Raw genomic sequence first — 19,361 nt, 5'->3', positions numbered from 1 at the left:
AGCCGCCGTAGACTCGAACATGTGTTCACCCTGCTCGTCCGCCGCGCCGACGAGTCCGTCGCCGTCATCCGGCTCACGAGAGACGACGGTCGACTGACCGCCGGTCCGCAGCGAGTCGTCCCGTCGGCCGCCTTGCCCGACGAGATCCGCGCGGGTGAGAAGGATTCGACGCGCTGGGTGTGGGACGACACCTTCCGCTGGTATCCGCGACTCTTGGCCGCCGGCCTGCGGGTCGAGAGGTGCGTCGACCTGCGTCTGGTCCACGGGATCCTGCGTCGATCCGAATTCACCGCGGGCAACGCTTTGCACGGCGCACCCGTCGGGCCGTGGGACGCCCCGCAGGCGGCTCCCACCGAGGCCGATGCTCTTTTCGTGGTCGAGCCGGAGTCGCTGCCCGACGCTCTCGGCGAGTTCCTCCGTCAGCGCGACGCCGTCGAGACGTCCGCGCAGCGCTCCCGTCTCGAACTGCTGACCGCGGCCGAATCGACCGGAGCCCTCGTCGCCGTCGAGATGCGACACCGGGGCATCCCGTGGTCGGCAGCTCGCCATGACGAGCTGTTGACCGATGTTCTGGGCCCTCGCCCGTCTCGAGCCGGCGACCGCCCCGCGCGCATGCTCGACGACCTCGCGGCCGTTCGCGCAGCCCTCCGCGCCCCCGATCTCAACCCCGACTCGCCCGCCGAGCTCATCCGCGCCCTGCGCACCGCCGGCCTCACCGTCACCAGCACCCGCCAGTGGGAGCTCCAGCACCTCGAGCACCCCGTCATCGAGCCGCTGCTTCGCTACAAGAAGAAGCAGCGCCTGCTGGTCGCCAACGGCTGGTCGTGGCTCGAGGCCTGGGTGCGCGACGGGCGGTTCCGGCCCGAGTACGTGCCCGCCGCCGCCGCAACAGGGCGGTGGGGCACCTCCGGCGGGGGAGCCCTGCAGCTGCCTCGCGCCGTGCGAGGCGCCGTCGTCGCCGACCCCGGCTGGGCGCTGGTGGTGGCCGACGCGTCCCAGCTGGAGCCCCGCGTCCTGACGGCCCTGTCGCAGGACGGCGCCATGGCCCGCGCGGGCGAGGGCGATCTCTACGAGGGCATCGTCGCGTCGGGGGCTGTCGCCACGCGCGCCGAGGCCAAGGTCGCGATGCTGGGCGCGATGTACGGCGCGACCCAGGGTGACGGCGGCCGACTCATGCCGCGGCTGACGCGGGCCTTCCCTCGGGCAATCGCCCTGGTCGAAGCGGCCGCGCGCGTCGGCGAGCACGGCGGCGTCGTCTCGACTTTGCTCGGGCGCTCGTCACCACGGCCCGGCTCCGACGCCGGCTTCGACGAGCGCCCGCCCGAAGACGGCCCGGGCCAGGTCGACGGGGGCATGCGCGCTTGGGGCCGCTTCACGCGCAACTTCGTCGTGCAGGGAACGGCGGCCGAGTGGGCGCTCTGCTGGATGGGAGCGCTGCGGCGGTCTCTCACCGCCGAATTCGGCGCAGGATCCGACGCGCCGCACCTCGTCTTCTTCCTTCACGACGAGGTCGTGGTGCACACCCCGGCCTCCGTCGCGCCCCGCGTGGCCGCCCTCATGGAGTCTGCGGCGACGGAGGCCGGGCGGCTGCTCTTCGGCGACGCCCCCGTGCGGTTCCCAGTCACGGTCGCCACCGTCACCTCCTACTAGCGTGTCGCTTCTAACTGTTTGGGTATTGAAGGGGTTGGCTGTTTCCGATTAATACTTGATCGGGAGGAGTCGTTGCCATGCCGAGACCGAAGGGTCATGTCGTCGTGTTGATGGCCGCTGATCGTGTGAAGCTGACGAGGGTGGTGTCGCGGGGAACGCATCCGGCACGGATGATCGCCCGGGCACGGATTCTGCTGGCTTTGGACGAGGCACCCGGCCCGGTGCCGGATCGTCGGGTGGTGGCCGAGCGGGCAGGGGTCAGTGAGGGCACGGTGTATCTGGTCGCGAAGCGGTTCACGGAGTCCGCCGGCCGTATCGAGGAGGTGATCGGCCGCCGCAAACGCGCAAGCCCGCCGGTGCCCGCGAAGGTGACTGGGGATGTTGAGGCGCGGGTGATCGCGCTGGCGTGCACGAAGCCCCCGGCAGGTTTCGACCGGTGGTCGCTGCGGCTGCTGGAGAAACACGTGCTGCTCACCGAGGGCCTGCCGCCGCTGGATCATTCCACGATCGGCCGGACCCTCAAAAAAGGGGGCTTCGTCCTCATCTGAAGAAGTGCTGGACGATCCCCCCGCACGCCAACGGCGAGTTCGTGGCCCGGATGGAGGACGTGCTAGAGGTCTACCATCGCCCGTTCGATCCGGCGGTACCGGTGGTGTGTATGGATGAGAAGCCCTACCAGCTGCTCGCCCACGCCCGCGACCCGATCCCCGCCGCGCCGGGCCGCGACCTGCGAGAGGACTCGGAGTATGTCCGTCACGGCACCTGCTCGATCTTCGTCTGGGTTGAACCACTCGCCGGGCGCCGCCGTGTCGACGCGAGGCCGAGGCGGACCCGAGTGGACTGGGCCGCTGAGATCGACCAGCTCCTGAGCGTCGACTATCCGCACGCCGAACGGGTCGTACTGGTCATGGACAACCTCAACACCCATACCCTCGGGTCGCTCTACGAGGCATTCGAACCCGGCAAGGCCCGCGCGCTCGCCCGCCGCCTGGAGATCCACTACACGCCCAAACACGGCTCCTGGCTCAATATCGCCGAGATCGAGCTCTCCGCGCTGACACGGCAATGCCTCACCCGGCGCATCGACGACCTCGACCTGCTCAACACCGAACTCGCCGCCTGGCAAAACGCCACCAACGCCGACCAGCGACAAGTCGACTGGCAATTCACCACAACCGACGCCCGCACCAAACTTCGACGACTATACCCACAACATTAGACACGACGCTCTACTACGCCGACGCGAAGTAGCGCTCGTCAGGCCCGGCCAGCGGTCTCTGCCGGCTCGATGCTCTCGGGAATCACACAGTTGTGATTTCGTCGCCTGATCCGCCATAATTCAAGGAAGTACCACCGTTCATTCCATTCACCAGGTCGATGGGGAAGTCGCACCTAATCGAATGGAGGAACACGTGGCTGAATACACGCAGGTTTCTGCGAAAAAAACCGGCGCGTCGAGCGCGCGTGGCGTCCTTTTCGTCCACTCGTCTCCTCGCGCTCTGAGCCCGCACGTCGAGTGGGCTGCTGGGCGTGCCCTCGGGCGCGCCGTCAATTTCACCTGGAGCGAGCAGCCGGTGCTGAAGGGCAGCCTTCGCGCCGAGTTCTACTGGGAGGGCCCCGCCGGCACCGGCGCGGCCATCGCGTCGGCTCTACGTGGGTGGGAGCACCTGCGCTACGAGGTGACCGAAGACCCGAGCGCGGGCTGCGACGGCGGCCGTTGGATGCACACGCCCGACCTCGGCGTCTTCTTCGCGCAGACCGACTCGGTCGGCAACACGGTGATCCCCGAAGACCGCATCCGCTACGCCATGGAGATCGCCGGATCGAACACGCTCGAGCTGCACCGTGAGCTCCGCCTCGCCCTCGGCCAGGCCTGGGACGACGAGCTCGAGGCTTTCCGCCACGCGGGCGAGGGCAACCCCGTCGCCTGGCTGCACGCCGTCGGCTAGAGCACCTCCCTCGAGAGTGCACAACTCGCGGCTCACTTTCGCCAGATGCCGCACATTGCGCACTCTCGACGCCACAAGCTGCACCACGGCACCACGTGCACGCCCGGATGCAAACGGGCGGGCGTAAGACGAAGGCCCGACCACCTAAGCGGTGGTCGGGCCTTCGTGCGCCCGGGGGGCGGGTCAGACGGAGCGGAACGCGACGACGGCGTTGTGGCCGCCGAAGCCGAACGACGTCGAGATCGCGACGATCGGGTCGTCGCCGACAGCGCGGGGGGCCGTCACGAGGTCGATGTGAATGCTGTCGTCCATCTGAGTCGTGTTGATCGTGGGCGGCAGCGTCCTCGTCGCCAGCGCCTTCACCGTGAACGCCGCTTCGATCGCCCCGGCGCCGCCGAGCAGGTGCCCGGTCGACGCCTTGGTGGCCGAGATCGCGATCGAGCCGAGGTGATCGCCGAACACGCGCTCGAGGGCACGAATCTCCGCGACGTCGCCGACCGGGGTCGATGTGGCGTGCGCGTTGATGTGCGCTACGTCTTCGCGCGAGACGCCGGAGTGCTCGAGCGCGAGCACGACGGCCCGAGCGCCACCGGTACCCTCAGGATCCGGGGCGGTGATGTGGAAGGCATCGCTCGTCACAGCCCCGCCCAGCAGCTCAGCGTAGACATGCGCCCCGCGGGCGAGCGCGTGCTCCTCCGTCTCGAGCACGAGGGCCGCGCCGCCCTCGCCGAGCACGAAACCGTCGCGGGTGACGTCATAAGGGCGCGAGGCCCCAGCCGGGTCGTCGGTGCGGGAGGAGAGCGCGTGCATCGACGCGAAGGCGGCGAGCGGCAACGGGTGCACGGATGCCTCGGAGCCACCGGCGATGACGATGTCGGCGTCGCCCGCCTGCAGGTGGTCGTAGGCGTTGGCGATCGACTCGGTGCTCGAGGCGCAGGCCGACACGACGGTGCGGGCCCCGGCGCGGGCGCCGAGCGACATCGAGATGGCAGCGGCCGGCCCGTTCGGCATGAGCATGGGGATGGTCATCGGAAGGACGCGACGGGGGCCCTTCTCGCGGAGGGTGTCCATGCCGTCGGTGAGGGTCCAGATGCCGCCGATCCCTGTCGCCCAGTCGACCAGGAAGCGCTCGGGCACGACCTCGGGGCTGCCCGCGTCGGACCAGGCCTCGCGCGCTGCGATCAGCGCGTACTGGCTGGAGGGGTCCAGACGTTTGGTCTCTTGACGCGTCAGGATCTCGGCAGGGTCACCCGCCACGGATCCTGCGAACCGGATCGGCAGGTCGTAGGTCTCGGCCCACTCGGCCTCAATGGTGCGGATGCCGCTCGCGCCCGCGAGCAGGGCGTCCCACGATTCGGTGAAGGTGGTGCCCAGCGGGCTGATCGCACCGATGCCGGTGACGACGATCTTCTTGGTCACAGCGATTTCTCCTTGCGCACAAACGAATCGGCCCGCGTCACCGTGGACGCGGGCCGAGTGACGGGGTCGTTAGCCCTGAGCCTTGGTGATGAAGGTGACGGCGTCGCCGACGGTCTTGAGGTTCTTGACCTCGTCGTCGGGGATCTTCACGTCGAACTTCTCTTCGGCGTTGACGACGATGGTCATCATCGAGATCGAGTCGATGTCGAGGTCGTCGGTGAACGACTTGTCGAGTTCGACGGTGTCGGTCGCAATGCCCGTCTCGTCGTTGATCAGCTCGGCCAGGCCGGCCAGGACTTCTTCGGTGGACTGTGCCATTGTGTTCTCTCCTTGAGGGTGTGTTGTGACCGGGGTAAATCCTATTGCACACCAGGCGTGGACCGGGTCAGGGCTCACGTCCGCATTGCACAGGCGCGCAGAGCGCAGCAGACGCACCTGTAAGGGGTGTTTCTGCCTAGGGCAGAACGACCACCTGGGCGCCGAAGACGAGCCCGGCGCCGAATCCGATCTGGAGGGCGAGGCCGCCCGAGAGCTCAGGGTTCTCCTGAAGCAGGCGATGGGTTGCGAGCGGGATGCTCGCGGCCGACGTGTTGCCGGTGGTCTCGATGTCGCGCCCGATCTTGACGGTGTCGGGCAGCTTCAATTGCTTGGCGAACTCGTCGATGATGCGCATGTTGGCCTGGTGCGGCACGAAGGCTGCGAGGTCGGCCGAGGTGATGCCGGCCTTCTCGAGCGCGCGACCCGCGACCTTCACCATCTCCCAGACGGCCCAGCGGAAGACCGTCGGTCCCTCTTGGCGGATGGTGGGCCAGGCGACGTCGCCACCCCCTTCGCGGTAGTCGCGAAAGGACGACGTCATGCCGATCGTCGACCACTGGCCGTCCGAGCCCCACACCGTGGGGGAGATGCCAGGGGTGTCGCTCGGGCCGACGACAGCCGCGCCGGCCCCGTCGCCGAGGAGGAACGAGATCGAGCGATCGGTGGGGTCGATGATGTCGGTGAGCTTTTCGGCTCCCACGACGAGCACGTAGTCGGCCATGCCCGACTTGATCAGGGCATCGGCCTGGGCGATGCCGTAGGTGTAGCCGGCGCACGCGGCGCTGATGTCGTACGCGGCGGCGGGCTTCGCCCCGATGCGCTCGGCGAGTAGCGTCGCCATCGACGGCGTCAACGTCGTGTTGCTGACGGTCGAGACGAGCACGATACCGATCTGCTCGGGCGTGAGCCCGGCCCGGTCGATCGCCTCGCGGGCAGCGGTCTCGGCGAGGTCGACGGCGCCGACGTCTCGGCTGGCGCGCTTCCGCGTGACGACTCCGGTGCGCTGACGGATCCACTCGTCGGACGAGTTGATCGGCCCGGCGATGTCGTCGTTGGTCACAGTCAGGTCGCCGCGGGCGGCGCCGAGCGCCAGGATGCGGGTGAACGCGTGGCCGCTGTTCTGGAGGAGGGTGGGGCTCATGCGGTGGCTTCCTGCAGAAGGGCGACGGCGGCCGCGAGGTCGTCGGGGGTCTTGATGGCGACGGAGGCCACATTGTGATCGGTCAGTCCGCGAAGGCCGCGCTTGGCGAGGCCCGTGAGAGCGCCCGCAGGGGCGAGTTCGATCTGGCCGGTGATGCCGGCGGCCGCGAACGACTCCATGGTCTTGTCCCAGCGCACGGGCGATGCCACCTGGTTCACCAGCAGATCGAGGTATTCGCGCCCGTCGGTGATGCGCGAGCCGTCGTGGTTGCTATAGATCGGGGTCGCAGGATCGGAGACCTGCACGGCGGCAGCCGCCTCACGCAGGGGCTCGACGGCCGACACCATGTAGCGCGTGTGGAACGCACCGGCGACCTGGAGTGCGAGCACCCGGGACTTAGCGGGTGGCTCTTCGGCCAGCGAGGTGAGGGCGTCGAGCGCGCCGGCGACGACGATCTGGCCGCCGCCGTTGAAGTTGGCGGGCTCGAGGCCGAGCTCGTCGAGCTTCGCGAGCAGTTCGGCCTCGTCGCCGCCGAGCACGGCGCTCATCCCGGTCGGGGTGGCGGCGGCCGCAGCAGCCATGCCGCGCGCGCGAACGGTGACGAGCGAGACCGCTTCGGCCTCGGAGATCACACCGGCGAGAGCGGCTGCCGTCAGCTCGCCGACCGAGTGGCCGGCGACGGCCCCGACGAGCGAGCGGTCGACGCGGGCGAAGAGCGCCCGGGCGGTGAGAAGCCCCGCCGCCACGATGAGCGGCTGGGCGATGGCCGTGTCGCGGATGGTCTCGGCGTCCGACACGGTGCCGTGCTCGACGAGGTCGACACCCGACGCCTCGGAGAGTTCGGCGAGCAGAGCCCGCGCCTCGTCTCCCGACTCGGGGTCGTCGATCCAGGGGGTGAGGAAGCCGGGCGTCTGAGAGCCTTGCCCGGGAGCTGCGAGAACGATCACCGGTCCATCCTGCCAACCATCGAGCCACAAGCCGTGTGGCGACTCAACCAAGAATCGGCGCAATCGTTGGAGGAGACCATCACGTGCGTCACTTGTGCGCGGCCTTCGCCTTGTTCCGCCCGGTCGGCGCATCCGGGTCGGCGATCGAGCCCAGGATCAGCGCGGACTGCAGGATCAACGCCTCTCGCGCCCCGGTCGCGTCCCACCCGATCACGTCGGTGACGCGCTTCAGGCGATACCGCACCGTGTTGGGGTGCACGAAGAGCTCGCGAGCCGTCGCCTCGAGCGAGCGCCCGTTGTCGAGGTAGCACCACAGGGTGGTGAGCAGCTCGGTCGAGTGGCTCTTGAGGGGGCGGTAGATGCGGTTGACGAGCGTCGCCCGGGCGACGGGATCGCCGGCGAGGGCCCGTTCGGGCAGGAGGTCGTCGGCCTGCGCCGGTCGCGGGGCGTTGCGCCAGGCGCGAGCCACGGCGAACCCCGCGAGGGCCGCCTTGGCGCTGCCCGACGCGTCGACCAGCCCCGGCACCTCGTGGCCGAGCACGAGCGGGCCGTCGCCGAAGCCGGGCTCGAGGGCGACCGCGATGTCGGTGAAGCTCGGGCGGGGATGCGATGACGAGGCTGCGGATCCTGAGCCCGCCGTCGACTCCGCTTCGTCGGCCTCGGTCTCGGCGCGGCCGATCACGAGCACCAGCCGAGAGCCCTGCACGCCGATCAGCACGTCGGCGTCGAGGTGCCGCGCGGTGCGCCGGAGGACGTCGACGTCGAGCATGCGCGGCGCCGTGCCGACGAGCACCGACACCTCGCCGTGGCCGTGCCAGCCGAGGGCCGCGATGCGGCTCGGCAGTTCGTCGTCGTATTCGCCCGACAGGATCGAGTCGACCACGAGCGCCTCGAGACGGGCGTCCCAGAGGCCCCTGGCCTCGGCCGCTCGGGCATACACGTCTGCCGCGGCGAAGGCGATCTCGCGGCTGTAGAGCAGGATCGCCTCGCGGAGGTAGGGGTCGCGATCCTGCACCCGGTCTTCGACGACCTCGCAGGTGACGCGGATCAGCTGCAGGGTCTGCTGCAGGCTGACGCTGCGGAGCAGCTCGCGAGGGGCTGCGCCGAAGACGTCTGCCGCGATCCAGGGCGTCGCCTTGGGGTCGTCGAACCAGCTGATGAACGACGTGATGCCGGCCTGAGCGACGAGGCCCACGGCCGAGCGCCGCCCTGGCGGCATGGAGCCGTACCAGGGCAGCGTCTCGTCGAGCTTCTTGATGGTGGCCGTCGCGAACTCGCCGGACACCGTTCGAAGCCACGCCAGGGTCTTCTGCTTCGCCGCCGGATCTTGCGTGCGAGCGGGGCTCACCGCCGGATCAGCTCTCTCCGCCGGCCGCGCCCGAGGTGCCGGCCGTCACGTCGTGCAGCTGGTAGCGGTCGATCGCCTGCTGGACGACGCCGGGGTCGACCTCGCCGCGCTTCGCCAGTGCCTGCAGCGTCCGCACCACCATCGACGGGCCGTCGATCTTGAAGAAGCGACGAGCCGCAGCGCGGGTGTCCGAGAAGCCGAAGCCGTCGGCGCCGAGTGTGTAGTAGTCGCCGGGCACGAACTGGCGGATCTGGTCTTGAACGGCGTGCATGAAGTCGGAGACCGCGACGAACGGGCCCTCGGCGTCTTTCAGCTTGTCGGTCAGGTAGGGAGTCTTTGGCTCGGAGTTCGGGTAGAGGAAATTGTGCTCTTCGGCCGCGAGGCCGTCACGACGAAGCTCCGTCCAGCTGGTGACGCTCCAGACGTCGGCCGCGACGTTCCAGTCTTCGGCCAGCAGCTGCTGGGCCTCGAGAGCCCACGGCACACCGACGCCGGATGCGAGCAGCTGAGCGCGCGGCCCGAGGTTCTCGGCGGCCTTCAGCTTGTAGATGCCCTTCTGGATGCCGTCGACGTCGAGGTTCTCCGGCTCGGCCGGCTGCGACATCGGCTCGTTGTAGACGGTGATGTAGTACATGACGTTGGGGTCTTTGGAGAGCGGGTTGCCCAGGTCGTCGGTGCCGTACATCCGCTCGATGCCGGCCTTGACGATGTGGCCGATCTCGTAGCCGTAGGCCGGGTCGTAGCTGACGACGGCCGTGTTGGTCGACGCGAGCAGGTGCGAGTGGCCATCGGCGTGCTGCAGGCCCTCACCGGTCAGTGTGGTGCGACCGGCGGTGGCGCCGATGATGAAGCCTCGGGCCATCTGGTCGCCGGCGGCCCACATGGCGTCGCCGGTGCGCTGGAAGCCGAACATCGAGTAGAAGACGTACACCGGGATCAGCGGCTCGCCCTGCGTCGAGTAGGCGGTGCCCGTCGCGGTGAAAGCGGCGAACGCGCCCGCCTCGTTGATGCCGACGTGGATGATCTGGCCCTGCGGGCTCTCCTTGTAGGCCAGGAGCTGCTCGCGGTCGACCGACGTGTAGTGCTGACCGTTCGGGTTGTAGATCTTCGAGGTGGGGAAGTAGGCGTCCATGCCGAACGTGCGCGCCTCGTCGGGGATGATCGGCACGATGCGGTGGCCGAACTCCGGGGCGCGGAGCAGGTCTTTCAGCAGGCGGGCGAACGCCATGGTCGTCGCGACCTGCTGCTTGCCCGAGCCCTTCTTGACCACGCCGTAGGCGCTGTCCTCGGGCACCGAGATGAGCGTGTGCTTCGTCTTGCGCTCGGGGATGTAGCCGCCGAGGTCACGGCGGCGGGCCTGCAGGTACTCGATCGCCTCGTCGTCCTGGCCGGGGTGGTAGTACGGCGGCAGGTAGGGGTTCTCTTCGAGGGTGGCGTCGCTGATCGGGATGCTCATCTCGTCGCGGAACGACTTGAGGTCTTTCAGCGTCAGCTTCTTCATCTGGTGGGTCGCGTTGCGGCCCTCGAAGGTCGGGCCGAGGCCGTAGCCCTTGACGGTCTTCGCCAGGATCACGGTGGGCTGGCCCTTGTGCTCAGCCGCCGCCTTGTACGCCGCGTAGACCTTCTTGTAGTCGTGACCGCCGCGCTTCAGGTGCCAGATCTCTTCGTCGGAGTAGTTCTCGACGAGCTCGAGCGCCTTGGGGTCGCGGCCGAAGAAGTTCTCGCGCACGTAGGCGCCCGACTCGGCCTTGTAGGTCTGGTAGTCGCCGTCAGGCGTGCGGTTCATGAGGTTGAGCAGCGCGCCCTCGGTGTCTCGCGAGAGCAGCTCGTCCCACTCGCGACCCCAGACGACCTTGATGACGTTCCAGCCGGCGCCGCGGAAGAAGCTCTCGAGCTCTTGTATGATCTTGCCGTTTCCGCGCACCGGGCCGTCGAGGCGCTGGAGGTTGCAGTTGATCACGAAGTTGAGGTTGTCGAGGCCCTCGTTGGCTGCCACCTGCAACTGACCACGCGACTCGACCTCGTCCATCTCGCCGTCGCCGAGGAAGGCCCAGACCTGCTGGTCGGAGGCGTCTTTGATTCCGCGGTTGGTGAGGTATTTGGCGACTTGGGCCTGGTAGATCGCGTTGATCGGGCCGAGACCCATCGACACGGTCGGGAACTGCCAGTAGTCCGGCATCAGGCGGGGGTGCGGGTACGACGACAGGGCGTCGGGGCCGTGCGACTTCTCCTGGCGGAAGCCGTCGAGAGCGTGCTCGTCGAGACGGCCCTCCAGGAACGAGCGGGCGTACATGCCGGGGGAGGCGTGGCCCTGGAAGAAGATCTGGTCGCCGCCGCCCGGGGCGCCCTGGCCGCGGAAGAAGTGGTTGTAGCCGACCTCGTACAGTGCTGCCGAGGAGGCGTACGTGGAGATGTGACCGCCGACGGAGATGCCCGGGCGCTGCGCGCGGTGCACCATGATCGCGGCGTTCCAGCGGAGCCACTTGCGGTAGCGACGCTCGACGTCCTCGTCGCCGGGGAACTGCGGTTCGTTCTCGGGGGCGATCGTGTTGATGTAGTCCGTCGTCGGGACGGCGGGGATGTTGACGTGAAGCTCGTGCGAGCGCTGCAAGAGACTCAGCATGATCTCGCGAGCCCGTTCGTGGCCGTGAGCGGCGACCAGGGAGTCGAGCGACTCTTTCCACTCGGCGGTTTCTTCGGGATCCCGATCGAAATCGTCGACCGAATACGGATCCTGTTCGTTGACCGACACCCTTATGACCTCGTTCTTTTGTAGGGAACAATGCGTTCTAGACGCACGCGCCGCCGTTCAGGGGGCACAGTGCGCGCGGGTACGTCGTCGTCCGATGGGTGGGAGACGGGGCTGAACCCGCGCAGACCACTCTAGTTGCCGAAACCGACAAAGGCGTTGTGCGCCGGGGTCCGAGCACGCTCGGCGCGGGCCCGGATGAACGAGGGGTTGCGGCGGTATGACGCGCGCGTACCATTGAGTATCGTGCCGTCGCGATCTGCGGTGGTTCGATGCTGAGTCGCCTCATCCCGGCGGCAGGAACGGAACGCTTGCTATGGCTCTGGAGAACGACATCCAGGCTCCAGACTTCGACCTCCCCAACCAGTTCGGCGAACACATTCGCCTCGCTGACTTCCGCGGAGTGAAGCCTGTCGCCCTCGTCTTCTTCCCGCTGGCGTTCTCCAGCACCTGCACGACCGAGCTCTGCGACCTCCGAGACAACATCGCGATGTTCGAGGATCACCGCGTCGAGCTGATAGGCATCTCCGTCGACTCGAAGGCGACCCTCCGGTCGTTCGCCGAGGCCGAGGGCTACGACTTCCAGCTGCTGGCCGACTTCTGGCCCCACGGCGAGGTCGCCAAAGAGTACGACGTCTTCCTCGACCACAAGGGCTTCGCGAACCGCGCCACCTACCTGATCGACATCAACGGCGTCATCCGCGAGCACTTCATCACCGCCCCCGGCCAAGCCCGGTCGATCGCCGACTACCGCGTCGCCCTCGACGCCCTGGTGCCGCTTCCCGTCTGACCGCCCGGCCTCGACGACACCCGGTGTCTCGGGCGACGTCCCAGCGGCGCGGTGACGTCGCCCGAAACCAGGGGTGTCACCGAACGTCGGCTGCCCGGGTGCGGCCGAGCAGCCAGATCGACAGGGGCAGGGCGACAGCGCCGATGCACGCCCAGAGCAGGTCGAGCCCGTCGAGCATCACCACGAACGGCGGGGCGACAGCCAGCACTGCCGCGACCCCCACGAGCAGGATCGGCGGGCGGCGCCGCCCGGTTGGGATGGGCCGGGGTGCGCGTTCCAACCGGACGACCACCAGCGAGACGGCGACTGCCAGAGCGAGAACGGCGAGGTAGGTCGGGATCCTGGTCAGCCACCAGAGCTGCGACCCCGGCACCGGGAAGGGTGCGCCGACGGCGAGGAGAGCCCCGAGCAGGATCACGAGCAGCGGCACGTGCCAGAGGTAGACGGTCATGCCGCGGCTGCCGATGCCGAAGACGACCGCCTGCGCCGCCTTCGTCCGCATCACCCGGGCGAGCGCCGGCCGGAACAGCCGCAGCAGGCAGAGCTGCGCGATGCCGAGCAGCATGAGAGTCGACATGGGCGGGTTGAGGTCGGTGAGCATGTCGGGCGACCAGATGCCCGAGCGGGTCATCGGCATCAGAAGACCCCAGGATGCCAGTGGCACAGCGACGAGGACCACCTTCGGCGCCCGCTCGAGCCACCCCGATGCGTAGACGAAGCCGAGCTGCTGCACGAACAGCCACACGAACACCAAGTTGAGCAGGCCGATGTCCGTGACGTCCGTCGCATGACGGGCGAGGTCGACCAGGAAACCGGCGGTCGCGAGCACGACCAGCGTCGCGATCGGGTTGACGACGTGCAGCCTCGCCATGAGCGGGACGAACAGCTGGGTGATGCCATAGGCGGCAAGGAACCAGAGCGGTGAGCCGATGCCCACGGCGACGGTCTTCAGCAGGTCGGGCGAGACGCCCGCGGCCGCCGCGATGAGCAGACCGATCGCCAGGAACACGAAGATGCCCGCGGCGGGACGGCCCAACCGCAGGAGACGGCCCCGGATGTAGTCGCCGGCATCCTGCCCCTTTCTCTGCGCGGAGGCCCAAGCCGTCGCGCTGGCGAAGCCGCCGACCACGAAGAACAGCGGCATGATCTGCCCGAACCAGGTCGCAGTGGCGAACCACGGCTGCTTTACGAGAGGTGCCGTGACGGAGAGAGCGCCTGTCGCGTCCGTGCCGACGCCCACCATCATGACGTGGATGGCGACGACCAGCAGCACGCAGAACACACGGGCGAGGTCGACGGTGAGGTCGCGGCCGGCGAGCAAGGCTGCTCGATCGACAGGCGTCGTGGGGGCGGTGGCCGTGGCGGCCGTGGCGTGCTGTGAATGGGTGGCCGGAGCCGCCGCGGTGTGAGCGTCGTCGTTCATGGCTCGACGGTATTGGCGAGGCCCGTGCCGTCGCGTCGGCCATCCGGCCGGTTCTCCGGTGGCACCGCGGTGCCACCGGCAGGCGTCGGGGTGATACCCCGGACTTCGGACGACCTTCCGGCGCCGCGGCTCGGGAAGGCCGCCCGGAACCCGAGGTGTCACGGCCGCGCGCCGCTTTCGATACCATTGCAGAACGCTCCGGCCGCGCCGGAAGCGGGCCTTTAGCTCAGTTGGTAGAGCGCCACGTTTACACCGTGGATGTCATCGGTTCGAGCCCGGTAGGGCCCACCGCAAAAAGCCCCGTTCAACCGGCGAAATCCGGCCGAACGGGGCTTTTCTGGCGTTCTCAGGCCTGGCGCTTCGCACTCAGGCTCGGCGCTTCGTACCCCGGGCATGCCCCTGCTCGACCACTGCCCCGAGCACTTCCAATTGTCGCCGCACACCAAGGGCCGTCGGCTCGCCTCTTCCCGCGCTGCTGACTCATCTCACATCCTGGCTGCGCGTCAGACGGAGAGCGTCCAGAACACTGTTGAAGAGGGAGGAGGGCCGCATGACGGGGTCGATGACGCCTGCGTCGAGCAGGTAGCGGCCACCGATGTCCTGCTGCCCGCCTTGAGTGTCGAGGAGGTCGCGGCCGATGTCGGGCGTCGCTGCGGAGAGCTGCTCCGCGAATCCTGCGAAGGCGTCGCGGAGGCGGGAGCTCTCCGTCTGAGAGCTGAGCTCCTGCGCCCAGTACAGGGCCAGGTAGAGGTGGCTGCCCCGATTGTCGATGGTGCCGACGTCGTCGGCCGGCGACTTGTTGGCCTCGAGGAACCGCGCGGTGGCTCGATCGAGGGTGTCGGCGAGCACGCGCACGTGGACATCGCCGGTGGACCCGGCGAGGTGGTCGAAGCTGGCGGCGACGGCGAGGTACTCGCCGAGGCTGTCCCAGCGGAAGTGGTTCTCGTCGAGCAACTGATCGACGAGGCGGGGCGCGGTGCCCCCGGCTCCGGTCTCGAAGAGGCCGCCGCCCGCGAGCAGGGGCACGATCGAGAGCATCTTGGCGCTCGTTCCGAGCTCCATGATCGGGAACAGGTCGGTCAGGTAGTCGCGGAGCACGTTGCCGGTGACCGAGACGGTCTCGTCGCCCCGGCGGAAGCGGGCGAGCGTGAACGTCATCGCATCGACCGGAGCCATGATGTCTATCTCGAGCCCGTCGGTCTCGTGGCGTGCGAGGTAGTCGCGCACCAGCCCGGCGAGAAGGGTGTCGTGCGCGCGAGCGGGGTCCAGCCAGAAGATCGTCGGAGCGCCGGTCGCCCGGGCGCGGTCGACGGCGAGGCCGACCCAGTCGCGGACGGCGTCGTCATGCGTGCGGCACAGCCGCCAGATGTCGCCGGTGTCGACGCGGTGCTCGAGAAGGGTCTCGCCCTGCGCGTTCGAGACGCGGACGAGACCAGGCTGCGGGATGGCGAAGGTGGTGTCTTGCGACCCGTATTCTTCGGCGGCTCCCGCCATGAGCCCGACGTTCGGAACGGTGCCGAGAGTCGCCGGGTCGAAGGCCCCGTTGCGACGGCAGTCGTCGAGCACCGTCTGGTAGAAGTGCGCGTAGCTGGAGTCGGGGATCACGGCGACGGTGTCGTGGCTGGAGCCGTCCGGGCCGGTCATCCGACCCGACCAGCGGATCATCGCGGGCATGGACGCATCCACGATGACGTCGCTCGGCACGTGGAAGTTCGTGATGCCCCGTTCGACGTCGACCATCGCCACGGCAGGCCCTGCCCGCAGGGCGTCGTCGAACGCCGCTCGAATCTCGGCCCCCTCGGGCAGGCTCTTCAGCCGGGCGAAGAGAGCGGCGAGACCCTCGTCGGCGTTGATGCCGGCAGCGTCGAGTGTCGTCCCGTACCGGTCGAACACCGGGTGGAAGTAGGTGCGGATCGCGTGCCCGAAGATGATGGGGTCGGAGACCTTCATCATGGTGGCCTTGAGATGGACCGAGAACAGCACGTCATCTCGCGAGGCGCGGGCGACCTGCTCGGCGAGGAACCCCTCGAGCGGACCGACGCGAAGGACGGCTGCATCGACGACGTCGCCCGCCTCGAGCGCTACGGGCTCCCGAAGGGGTCGCCGGGTGCCGTCGTCACCGATCAGCTCGATCGTGACAGGGCCCGAGGCGCGGGTGATGACAGACGCTTCGGTGGCCCGGAAGTCGTCGCCCGACATCGTGGCGACGTTCGTGCGAGACAGGGGATCCCAGGCGCCCATCGCATGAGGATGCCGATGCGCGTACGCCTTGACCGATGCCGGCGCGCGCCGGTCGGAATTGCCCTGGCGCAGCACAGGGTTGACGGCCGACCCCGTGAGAGCGTCGTAGCGGCCGCGGATCACCTGGGCGGTCGCGTCGGCGGGGGCCTCCGGGTAGTCGGGCACGGCGAAGCCGGCGCGCTGCAGCTCGCCGATCGCGGCCTGGAGCTGGGGCAGAGAGGCCGAGATGTTCGGGAGCTTGACGATGTTCGCTGCAGGATCGCCGATCAGCGCCTTCAGATCGGCGAGGGCATCAGGGCGCCGCTGCGCGGGGTCGAGGTGCTCAGGGAACGTGGACAGGATTCGCGCCGCCAGAGAGATATCGGCCGTGTCGATCTGCACGCCCGCTTCGGCGGCGAAGGCCGTCATGATGGGCAGGAGAGCGGCGGTGGCGAGTCGCGGTGACTCGTCGGTCAGCGTGTAGATGATCCTGTGCATTTCGGGCAGATCTTTCAGTCGGTGGAGGCGAGTTACTCCGCGCCTTCCATCGAAAGCATGGACCGGCGCAACCGGCGGATCGTGGTGTCGACGCGCCAGGGGCTGTTCGGCGATGAACACGAAGTGACTAGAGCCTACGGCGGCCGCAGAGCGTCGGCCGGAGGAGCTAGGCAGGGACAGCAGTCGGGCACCGCGCGTCGGGCGGCCCAAGGACGACTGCGATGACGTCTTGGGCCTGAGGGACGGACTCCTCCAAAAGCCGACGAAGGAGCGCTCGACTGGAACGCTCGACGTTGTAGCGGTGAATGGTGCCCCCAGCGTCACGACTGAGGATATAGCCGTTCATGTTGCGGATGGTTTTGCGTTGATGGTCATAACTCAGAGGGAAGTCGTTGAAAATGCTCGCGGGCGCTTGTACGCATTTCAGCGTTTGACAGGAAGCGGCCTACCCGCTCGGTCCGACAGATCACTCGGCCTTCAGAGAGGCGGTCGTGAGGCCCAGGACTTTCTGCAGCTCGTCGAGCATCGTCAGCTGCCGGTTGTTGATCTCCAGGAGAGCCTCGATGTCGATCTTCGCGGCGGCGTTCGTGTCGAAGTCGTGCTGGGCGAGCGCGGCGGAGATGCCGTCCTGCCTTTTCGCGGCGATGAGGAGGATGGCGCCCTGGAGCCCGGCGAGCATGCTGAGGAACAGATTCAGGAGAATGAACGGGTAGGGGTCCCAGCTGTGGCCGAGCGAGTTGAGCAGCGCCCACACGATCATGAATGCGATGAACCCGGCCACGAACCGCCAGCTACCCATGATGTTTCGCATGGTGTCCGCGGCTCGTTCTCCGCGGGTCAGCGTCGAATGCTCTTTTTGATGCCACGTGAGCGTGGGGAGGCGGCGGGCGCTGAGCCCTGTCTTGCTGGTCTTCACTGTGTCTCCTGGGTTCTTGTGCGTTGCTCTGACCGATCAGCGTGATCAGAATGAACGGATCCCATCGGGTTGGGAAGTGTCCAACGTCCTGCGGGTCGGCTTGTGACCTTGTGCCCTAGGCCGCAGTCCGGAGGGATGTGAGCATCGGGTTATGACTTACCACACCGCACCCTCTCGTCCCGACGCCACGGCCACCCCGGTCGGCGCCATCGTCGTCGGCTACGACACGTCCGCGTCTTCCCTAGCGGCTGTCCGCCGAGGAATTTCACTCGCCACCGACCTGCACCGCGACCTCCGAGTCGTCCTGGCCTGGACCATGCCAGTCTCCTTCTCCGGTTTTCCCTTCACCAGTTGGTCACCTCAGGAGGACGCGCAGCAGATGTTGGCTCACCTCGCCGGCATGCTCTTCCCGCAAGGCGCCCCGGCGTTCTTCTCGGCCGTCAGTGTCGAGGGTGAGGCGGCGCGGGTGCTCATCAACGAGAGCAAGGGCGCCGAGATGCTCCTGGTCGGAAGTCGGGGCCATGGCGGGTTCGCGGGCTTGCTTCTCGGATCGGTCAGTTCGGCATGCGCCGAGCATGCGATGTGCCCGGTGCTGATCATGCGCGCTTCCGTCGATGAGCCGCAGGGCGTCGCGCATCCCCTCCTCGTCGAAGCCGCGCGGTGACCCGGTCAGCGGACCCGAGGGCCGGATCCTGGTCGATCGAGACGTTCGCCGTCACTTCGATGCCCATGACGGTGTCGAAATGAGTGCCGAACTCGACGAACCACGCCCGGATCCACGATTCGGGGCCCGCCCGCGTGTGCCGGCGGGCCTCATTCGCGTTGCTGCGCTGTATCAGTTCACGGTCGCGGGGGTTCGGCTGTACTCGAAGACGAGACGCGCGGGGATGCTGCCCGAGAGAACCTCGGAGATGGCCTCGTTGACGTCGTCGAGGGCCCGGGTCTCGGCGATGACTCGGGTCTTGCCTGCGGCGTGGAGGGCGAAGACCTCGGCCAGATCCTGACGCGTGCCGACGATCGACCCGATGATCGAGATCCCTTTGATGACGGTGTCGAAGATGGGGATGCTCATGGTCCCGTCGGCGGGCAGGGCCACGCACACGAGGCGGCCGCCGCGGCGAAGCGAGGCGAAGGCCTGCTCGAACACTTTCGGTGACGCGGCCAGAACCACTGCGACGTCGAGACCGCCCAGCTTCTGAATGGCTTCCACCGGGTCGCTGGTCGCCGCGTTCACGAGATGCTCGGCCCCGAGCTCCGCGGCGAGATCCAGCTTCGGCTTCTCGATGTCGATCGCGACGACGTTGCCACCCATGATCCGGGCGTACTGAACCGCGAGGTGTCCCAGCCCGCCGATCCCGAAGATGCCGACGTGCTCGGTCGGCTGGACGCGGGCGACCTTCAACGCCTTGTAGGTGGTGAGGCCGGCGCAGCTCAGCGGGGCCGCGTCGAGGGACGTGATGCCGTCGGGGACCGCGACGACGTATTTGGCGCTGGCGACGGCATACTCGGCGAAGGCGCCGTCGATCGAGTAGCCGCTGTTCTCCTGCTTCTCGCAGAGGGTCTCGCGGCCGTCGATGCAGTAGCGGCATTCACCGCACGCCTCGCCGAGCCACGGAATGGCCACACGATCGCCGACGGCCCGGTCGGTGACTCCATCGCCGAGTTTCTCGACGATGCCGATTCCCTCGTGTCCGGGCACGATCGGCAGCGGCGGCTTCACGGGCCAGTCGCCGCCGGCGGCGTGGATGTCGGTGTGACAGAGCCCGCACGTCTCGAGCCGGACGAGCACCTGGCCGGCCGCCGGCTCGGGAATCTCTCGATCGACGATCTGGAGCGGTGCGGAGAACGCGGTGACGACTGCAGCCTTCATGACGGAACCCTTTCGAGGTCGTAAGGGGCGACCCGGCGTCCTCCTCGATCGAGGAGGTCGTGCCGGGAATCACCTGATGTCACGGTGCCAGCCGTGCCGTGCACGCGGCAGTGCCGAAGGTCC

At 68.3% G+C, this 19,361-nt stretch carries 16 protein-coding genes and 1 tRNA gene; 7 read left to right on the top strand and 10 right to left on the bottom strand.

The window, feature by feature from the left end; all coding sequences use genetic code 11:
* Positions 1–21 precede the first annotated feature (21 nt).
* The 4 genes from AX769_RS13765 to AX769_RS13750 all read left to right on the top strand — a co-directional run bounded on the left by AX769_RS13765 (position 22) and on the right by AX769_RS13750 (position 3,599).
* Entirely contained in the window at positions 22–1,650 is a 1,629-nt protein-coding gene (locus AX769_RS13765; protein WP_066280343.1) for a bifunctional 3'-5' exonuclease/DNA polymerase, read from the top strand.
* Positions 1,651–1,727: 77 nt separating this feature from the next.
* Positions 1,728–2,198 carry a helix-turn-helix domain-containing protein gene (locus tag AX769_RS24740; protein WP_066274926.1) on the top strand — a complete coding sequence of 157 codons (471 nt, stop codon included), beginning with the start codon at positions 1,728–1,730 and terminating at the stop codon, positions 2,196–2,198.
* Positions 2,087–2,869 carry an IS630 family transposase gene (locus tag AX769_RS24030; RefSeq protein WP_204249216.1) on the top strand — a complete coding sequence of 261 codons (783 nt, stop codon included), beginning with the start codon at positions 2,087–2,089 and terminating at the stop codon, positions 2,867–2,869. Before AX769_RS24740 ends, AX769_RS24030 begins: the two co-directional genes overlap by 112 nt.
* A gap of 193 nt (positions 2,870–3,062) precedes the next feature.
* Positions 3,063–3,599 carry a DUF3145 domain-containing protein gene (locus AX769_RS13750; RefSeq protein ID WP_066283710.1) on the top strand — a complete coding sequence of 179 codons (537 nt, stop codon included), beginning with the start codon at positions 3,063–3,065 and terminating at the stop codon, positions 3,597–3,599.
* A 183-nt stretch (positions 3,600–3,782) separates the two neighbouring features.
* Here the strand turns inward: AX769_RS13750 and AX769_RS13745 are convergent, their stop codons facing one another.
* The 6 genes from AX769_RS13745 to aceE all read right to left on the bottom strand — a co-directional run bounded on the left by AX769_RS13745 (position 3,783) and on the right by aceE (position 11,524).
* A complete protein-coding gene (locus AX769_RS13745) occupies positions 3,783–5,018 on the bottom strand; it encodes a beta-ketoacyl synthase (RefSeq protein ID WP_066280336.1) in 1,236 nt (411 codons plus the stop codon).
* Positions 5,019–5,087: 69 nt separating this feature from the next.
* Positions 5,088–5,336, bottom strand: a complete 249-nt coding sequence (locus AX769_RS13740; RefSeq protein WP_066280333.1) for an acyl carrier protein — start codon at positions 5,334–5,336, stop codon at positions 5,088–5,090.
* A gap of 136 nt (positions 5,337–5,472) precedes the next feature.
* Positions 5,473–6,477, bottom strand: coding sequence for a beta-ketoacyl-ACP synthase III (locus tag AX769_RS13735; RefSeq protein ID WP_066280328.1), 1,005 nt, complete (start codon positions 6,475–6,477; stop codon positions 5,473–5,475).
* A complete protein-coding gene (locus AX769_RS13730; protein ID WP_066280325.1) occupies positions 6,474–7,424 on the bottom strand; it encodes an ACP S-malonyltransferase in 951 nt (316 codons plus the stop codon). The genes AX769_RS13735 and AX769_RS13730 overlap by 4 nt, the downstream gene beginning before the upstream one ends.
* A gap of 88 nt (positions 7,425–7,512) precedes the next feature.
* On the bottom strand, positions 7,513–8,772 hold the full coding sequence (locus AX769_RS13725; protein WP_066280323.1) for a CdaR family transcriptional regulator: 1,260 nt from the start codon (positions 8,770–8,772) through the stop codon (positions 7,513–7,515).
* A gap of 7 nt (positions 8,773–8,779) precedes the next feature.
* Positions 8,780–11,524 (bottom strand): pyruvate dehydrogenase (acetyl-transferring), homodimeric type, encoded by a 2,745-nt coding sequence (aceE, locus tag AX769_RS13720; protein WP_066280321.1) that lies wholly within the window; start codon positions 11,522–11,524, stop codon positions 8,780–8,782.
* 313 nt (positions 11,525–11,837) lie between these two features.
* On the opposite strand from aceE, the gene AX769_RS13715 reads away from it, so the two are divergent.
* On the top strand, positions 11,838–12,311 hold the full coding sequence (locus tag AX769_RS13715; protein ID WP_066280319.1) for a peroxiredoxin: 474 nt from the start codon (positions 11,838–11,840) through the stop codon (positions 12,309–12,311).
* A 76-nt stretch (positions 12,312–12,387) separates the two neighbouring features.
* Here the strand turns inward: AX769_RS13715 and AX769_RS13710 are convergent, their stop codons facing one another.
* The gene (locus AX769_RS13710; RefSeq protein ID WP_066280316.1) at positions 12,388–13,734 is read right to left on the bottom strand and encodes an acyltransferase; all 1,347 of its coding nucleotides are present in this window, start codon (positions 13,732–13,734) and stop codon (positions 12,388–12,390) included.
* Positions 13,735–13,949: 215 nt separating this feature from the next.
* On the opposite strand from AX769_RS13710, the gene AX769_RS13705 reads away from it, so the two are divergent.
* Positions 13,950–14,022 (top strand) — tRNA-Val (locus AX769_RS13705).
* Between the two features lie 192 nt (positions 14,023–14,214).
* Here the strand turns inward: AX769_RS13705 and AX769_RS13700 are convergent.
* Both AX769_RS13700 and AX769_RS13695 read right to left on the bottom strand, forming a co-directional pair.
* The gene (locus AX769_RS13700; RefSeq protein ID WP_066280312.1) at positions 14,215–16,452 is read right to left on the bottom strand and encodes an NADP-dependent isocitrate dehydrogenase; all 2,238 of its coding nucleotides are present in this window, start codon (positions 16,450–16,452) and stop codon (positions 14,215–14,217) included.
* Positions 16,453–16,918: 466 nt separating this feature from the next.
* Positions 16,919–17,368, bottom strand: coding sequence for a DUF1003 domain-containing protein (locus tag AX769_RS13695; RefSeq protein WP_369824029.1), 450 nt, complete (start codon positions 17,366–17,368; stop codon positions 16,919–16,921).
* A 151-nt stretch (positions 17,369–17,519) separates the two neighbouring features.
* On the opposite strand from AX769_RS13695, the gene AX769_RS13690 reads away from it, so the two are divergent.
* A complete protein-coding gene (locus AX769_RS13690) occupies positions 17,520–18,032 on the top strand; it encodes a universal stress protein (protein ID WP_066280309.1) in 513 nt (170 codons plus the stop codon).
* 171 nt (positions 18,033–18,203) lie between these two features.
* Here the strand turns inward: AX769_RS13690 and adhP are convergent, their stop codons facing one another.
* Positions 18,204–19,238, bottom strand: coding sequence for an alcohol dehydrogenase AdhP (gene adhP / locus AX769_RS13685; protein WP_066280306.1), 1,035 nt, complete (start codon positions 19,236–19,238; stop codon positions 18,204–18,206).
* Positions 19,239–19,361 lie beyond the last annotated feature (123 nt).

Source organism: Frondihabitans sp. PAMC 28766, assembly GCF_001577365.1.
Lineage (GTDB): Bacteria > Actinomycetota > Actinomycetes > Actinomycetales > Microbacteriaceae > Frondihabitans.
This window is presented reverse-complemented; position numbering and strand designations above follow the sequence as displayed.

What these genes read in the sequence shown, in the direction of transcription:
- AX769_RS24740 (WP_066274926.1), top strand. Translation starts at nt 1,728, where the DNA reads ATGCCGAGACCGAAGGGTCATGTCGTCGTGTTGATGGCCGCTGATCGT.
- AX769_RS13740 (WP_066280333.1), bottom strand. Translation starts at nt 5,336, where the DNA reads ATGGCACAGTCCACCGAAGAAGTCCTGGCCGGCCTGGCCGAGCTGATC.
- AX769_RS13735 (WP_066280328.1), bottom strand. Translation starts at nt 6,477, where the DNA reads ATGAGCCCCACCCTCCTCCAGAACAGCGGCCACGCGTTCACCCGCATC.
- AX769_RS13715 (WP_066280319.1), top strand. Translation starts at nt 11,838, where the DNA reads ATGGCTCTGGAGAACGACATCCAGGCTCCAGACTTCGACCTCCCCAAC.
- AX769_RS13710 (WP_066280316.1), bottom strand. Translation starts at nt 13,734, where the DNA reads ATGAACGACGACGCTCACACCGCGGCGGCTCCGGCCACCCATTCACAG.
- AX769_RS13700 (WP_066280312.1), bottom strand. Translation starts at nt 16,452, where the DNA reads ATGCACAGGATCATCTACACGCTGACCGACGAGTCACCGCGACTCGCC.
- AX769_RS13690 (WP_066280309.1), top strand. Translation starts at nt 17,520, where the DNA reads ATGACTTACCACACCGCACCCTCTCGTCCCGACGCCACGGCCACCCCG.
- adhP (WP_066280306.1), bottom strand. Translation starts at nt 19,238, where the DNA reads ATGAAGGCTGCAGTCGTCACCGCGTTCTCCGCACCGCTCCAGATCGTC.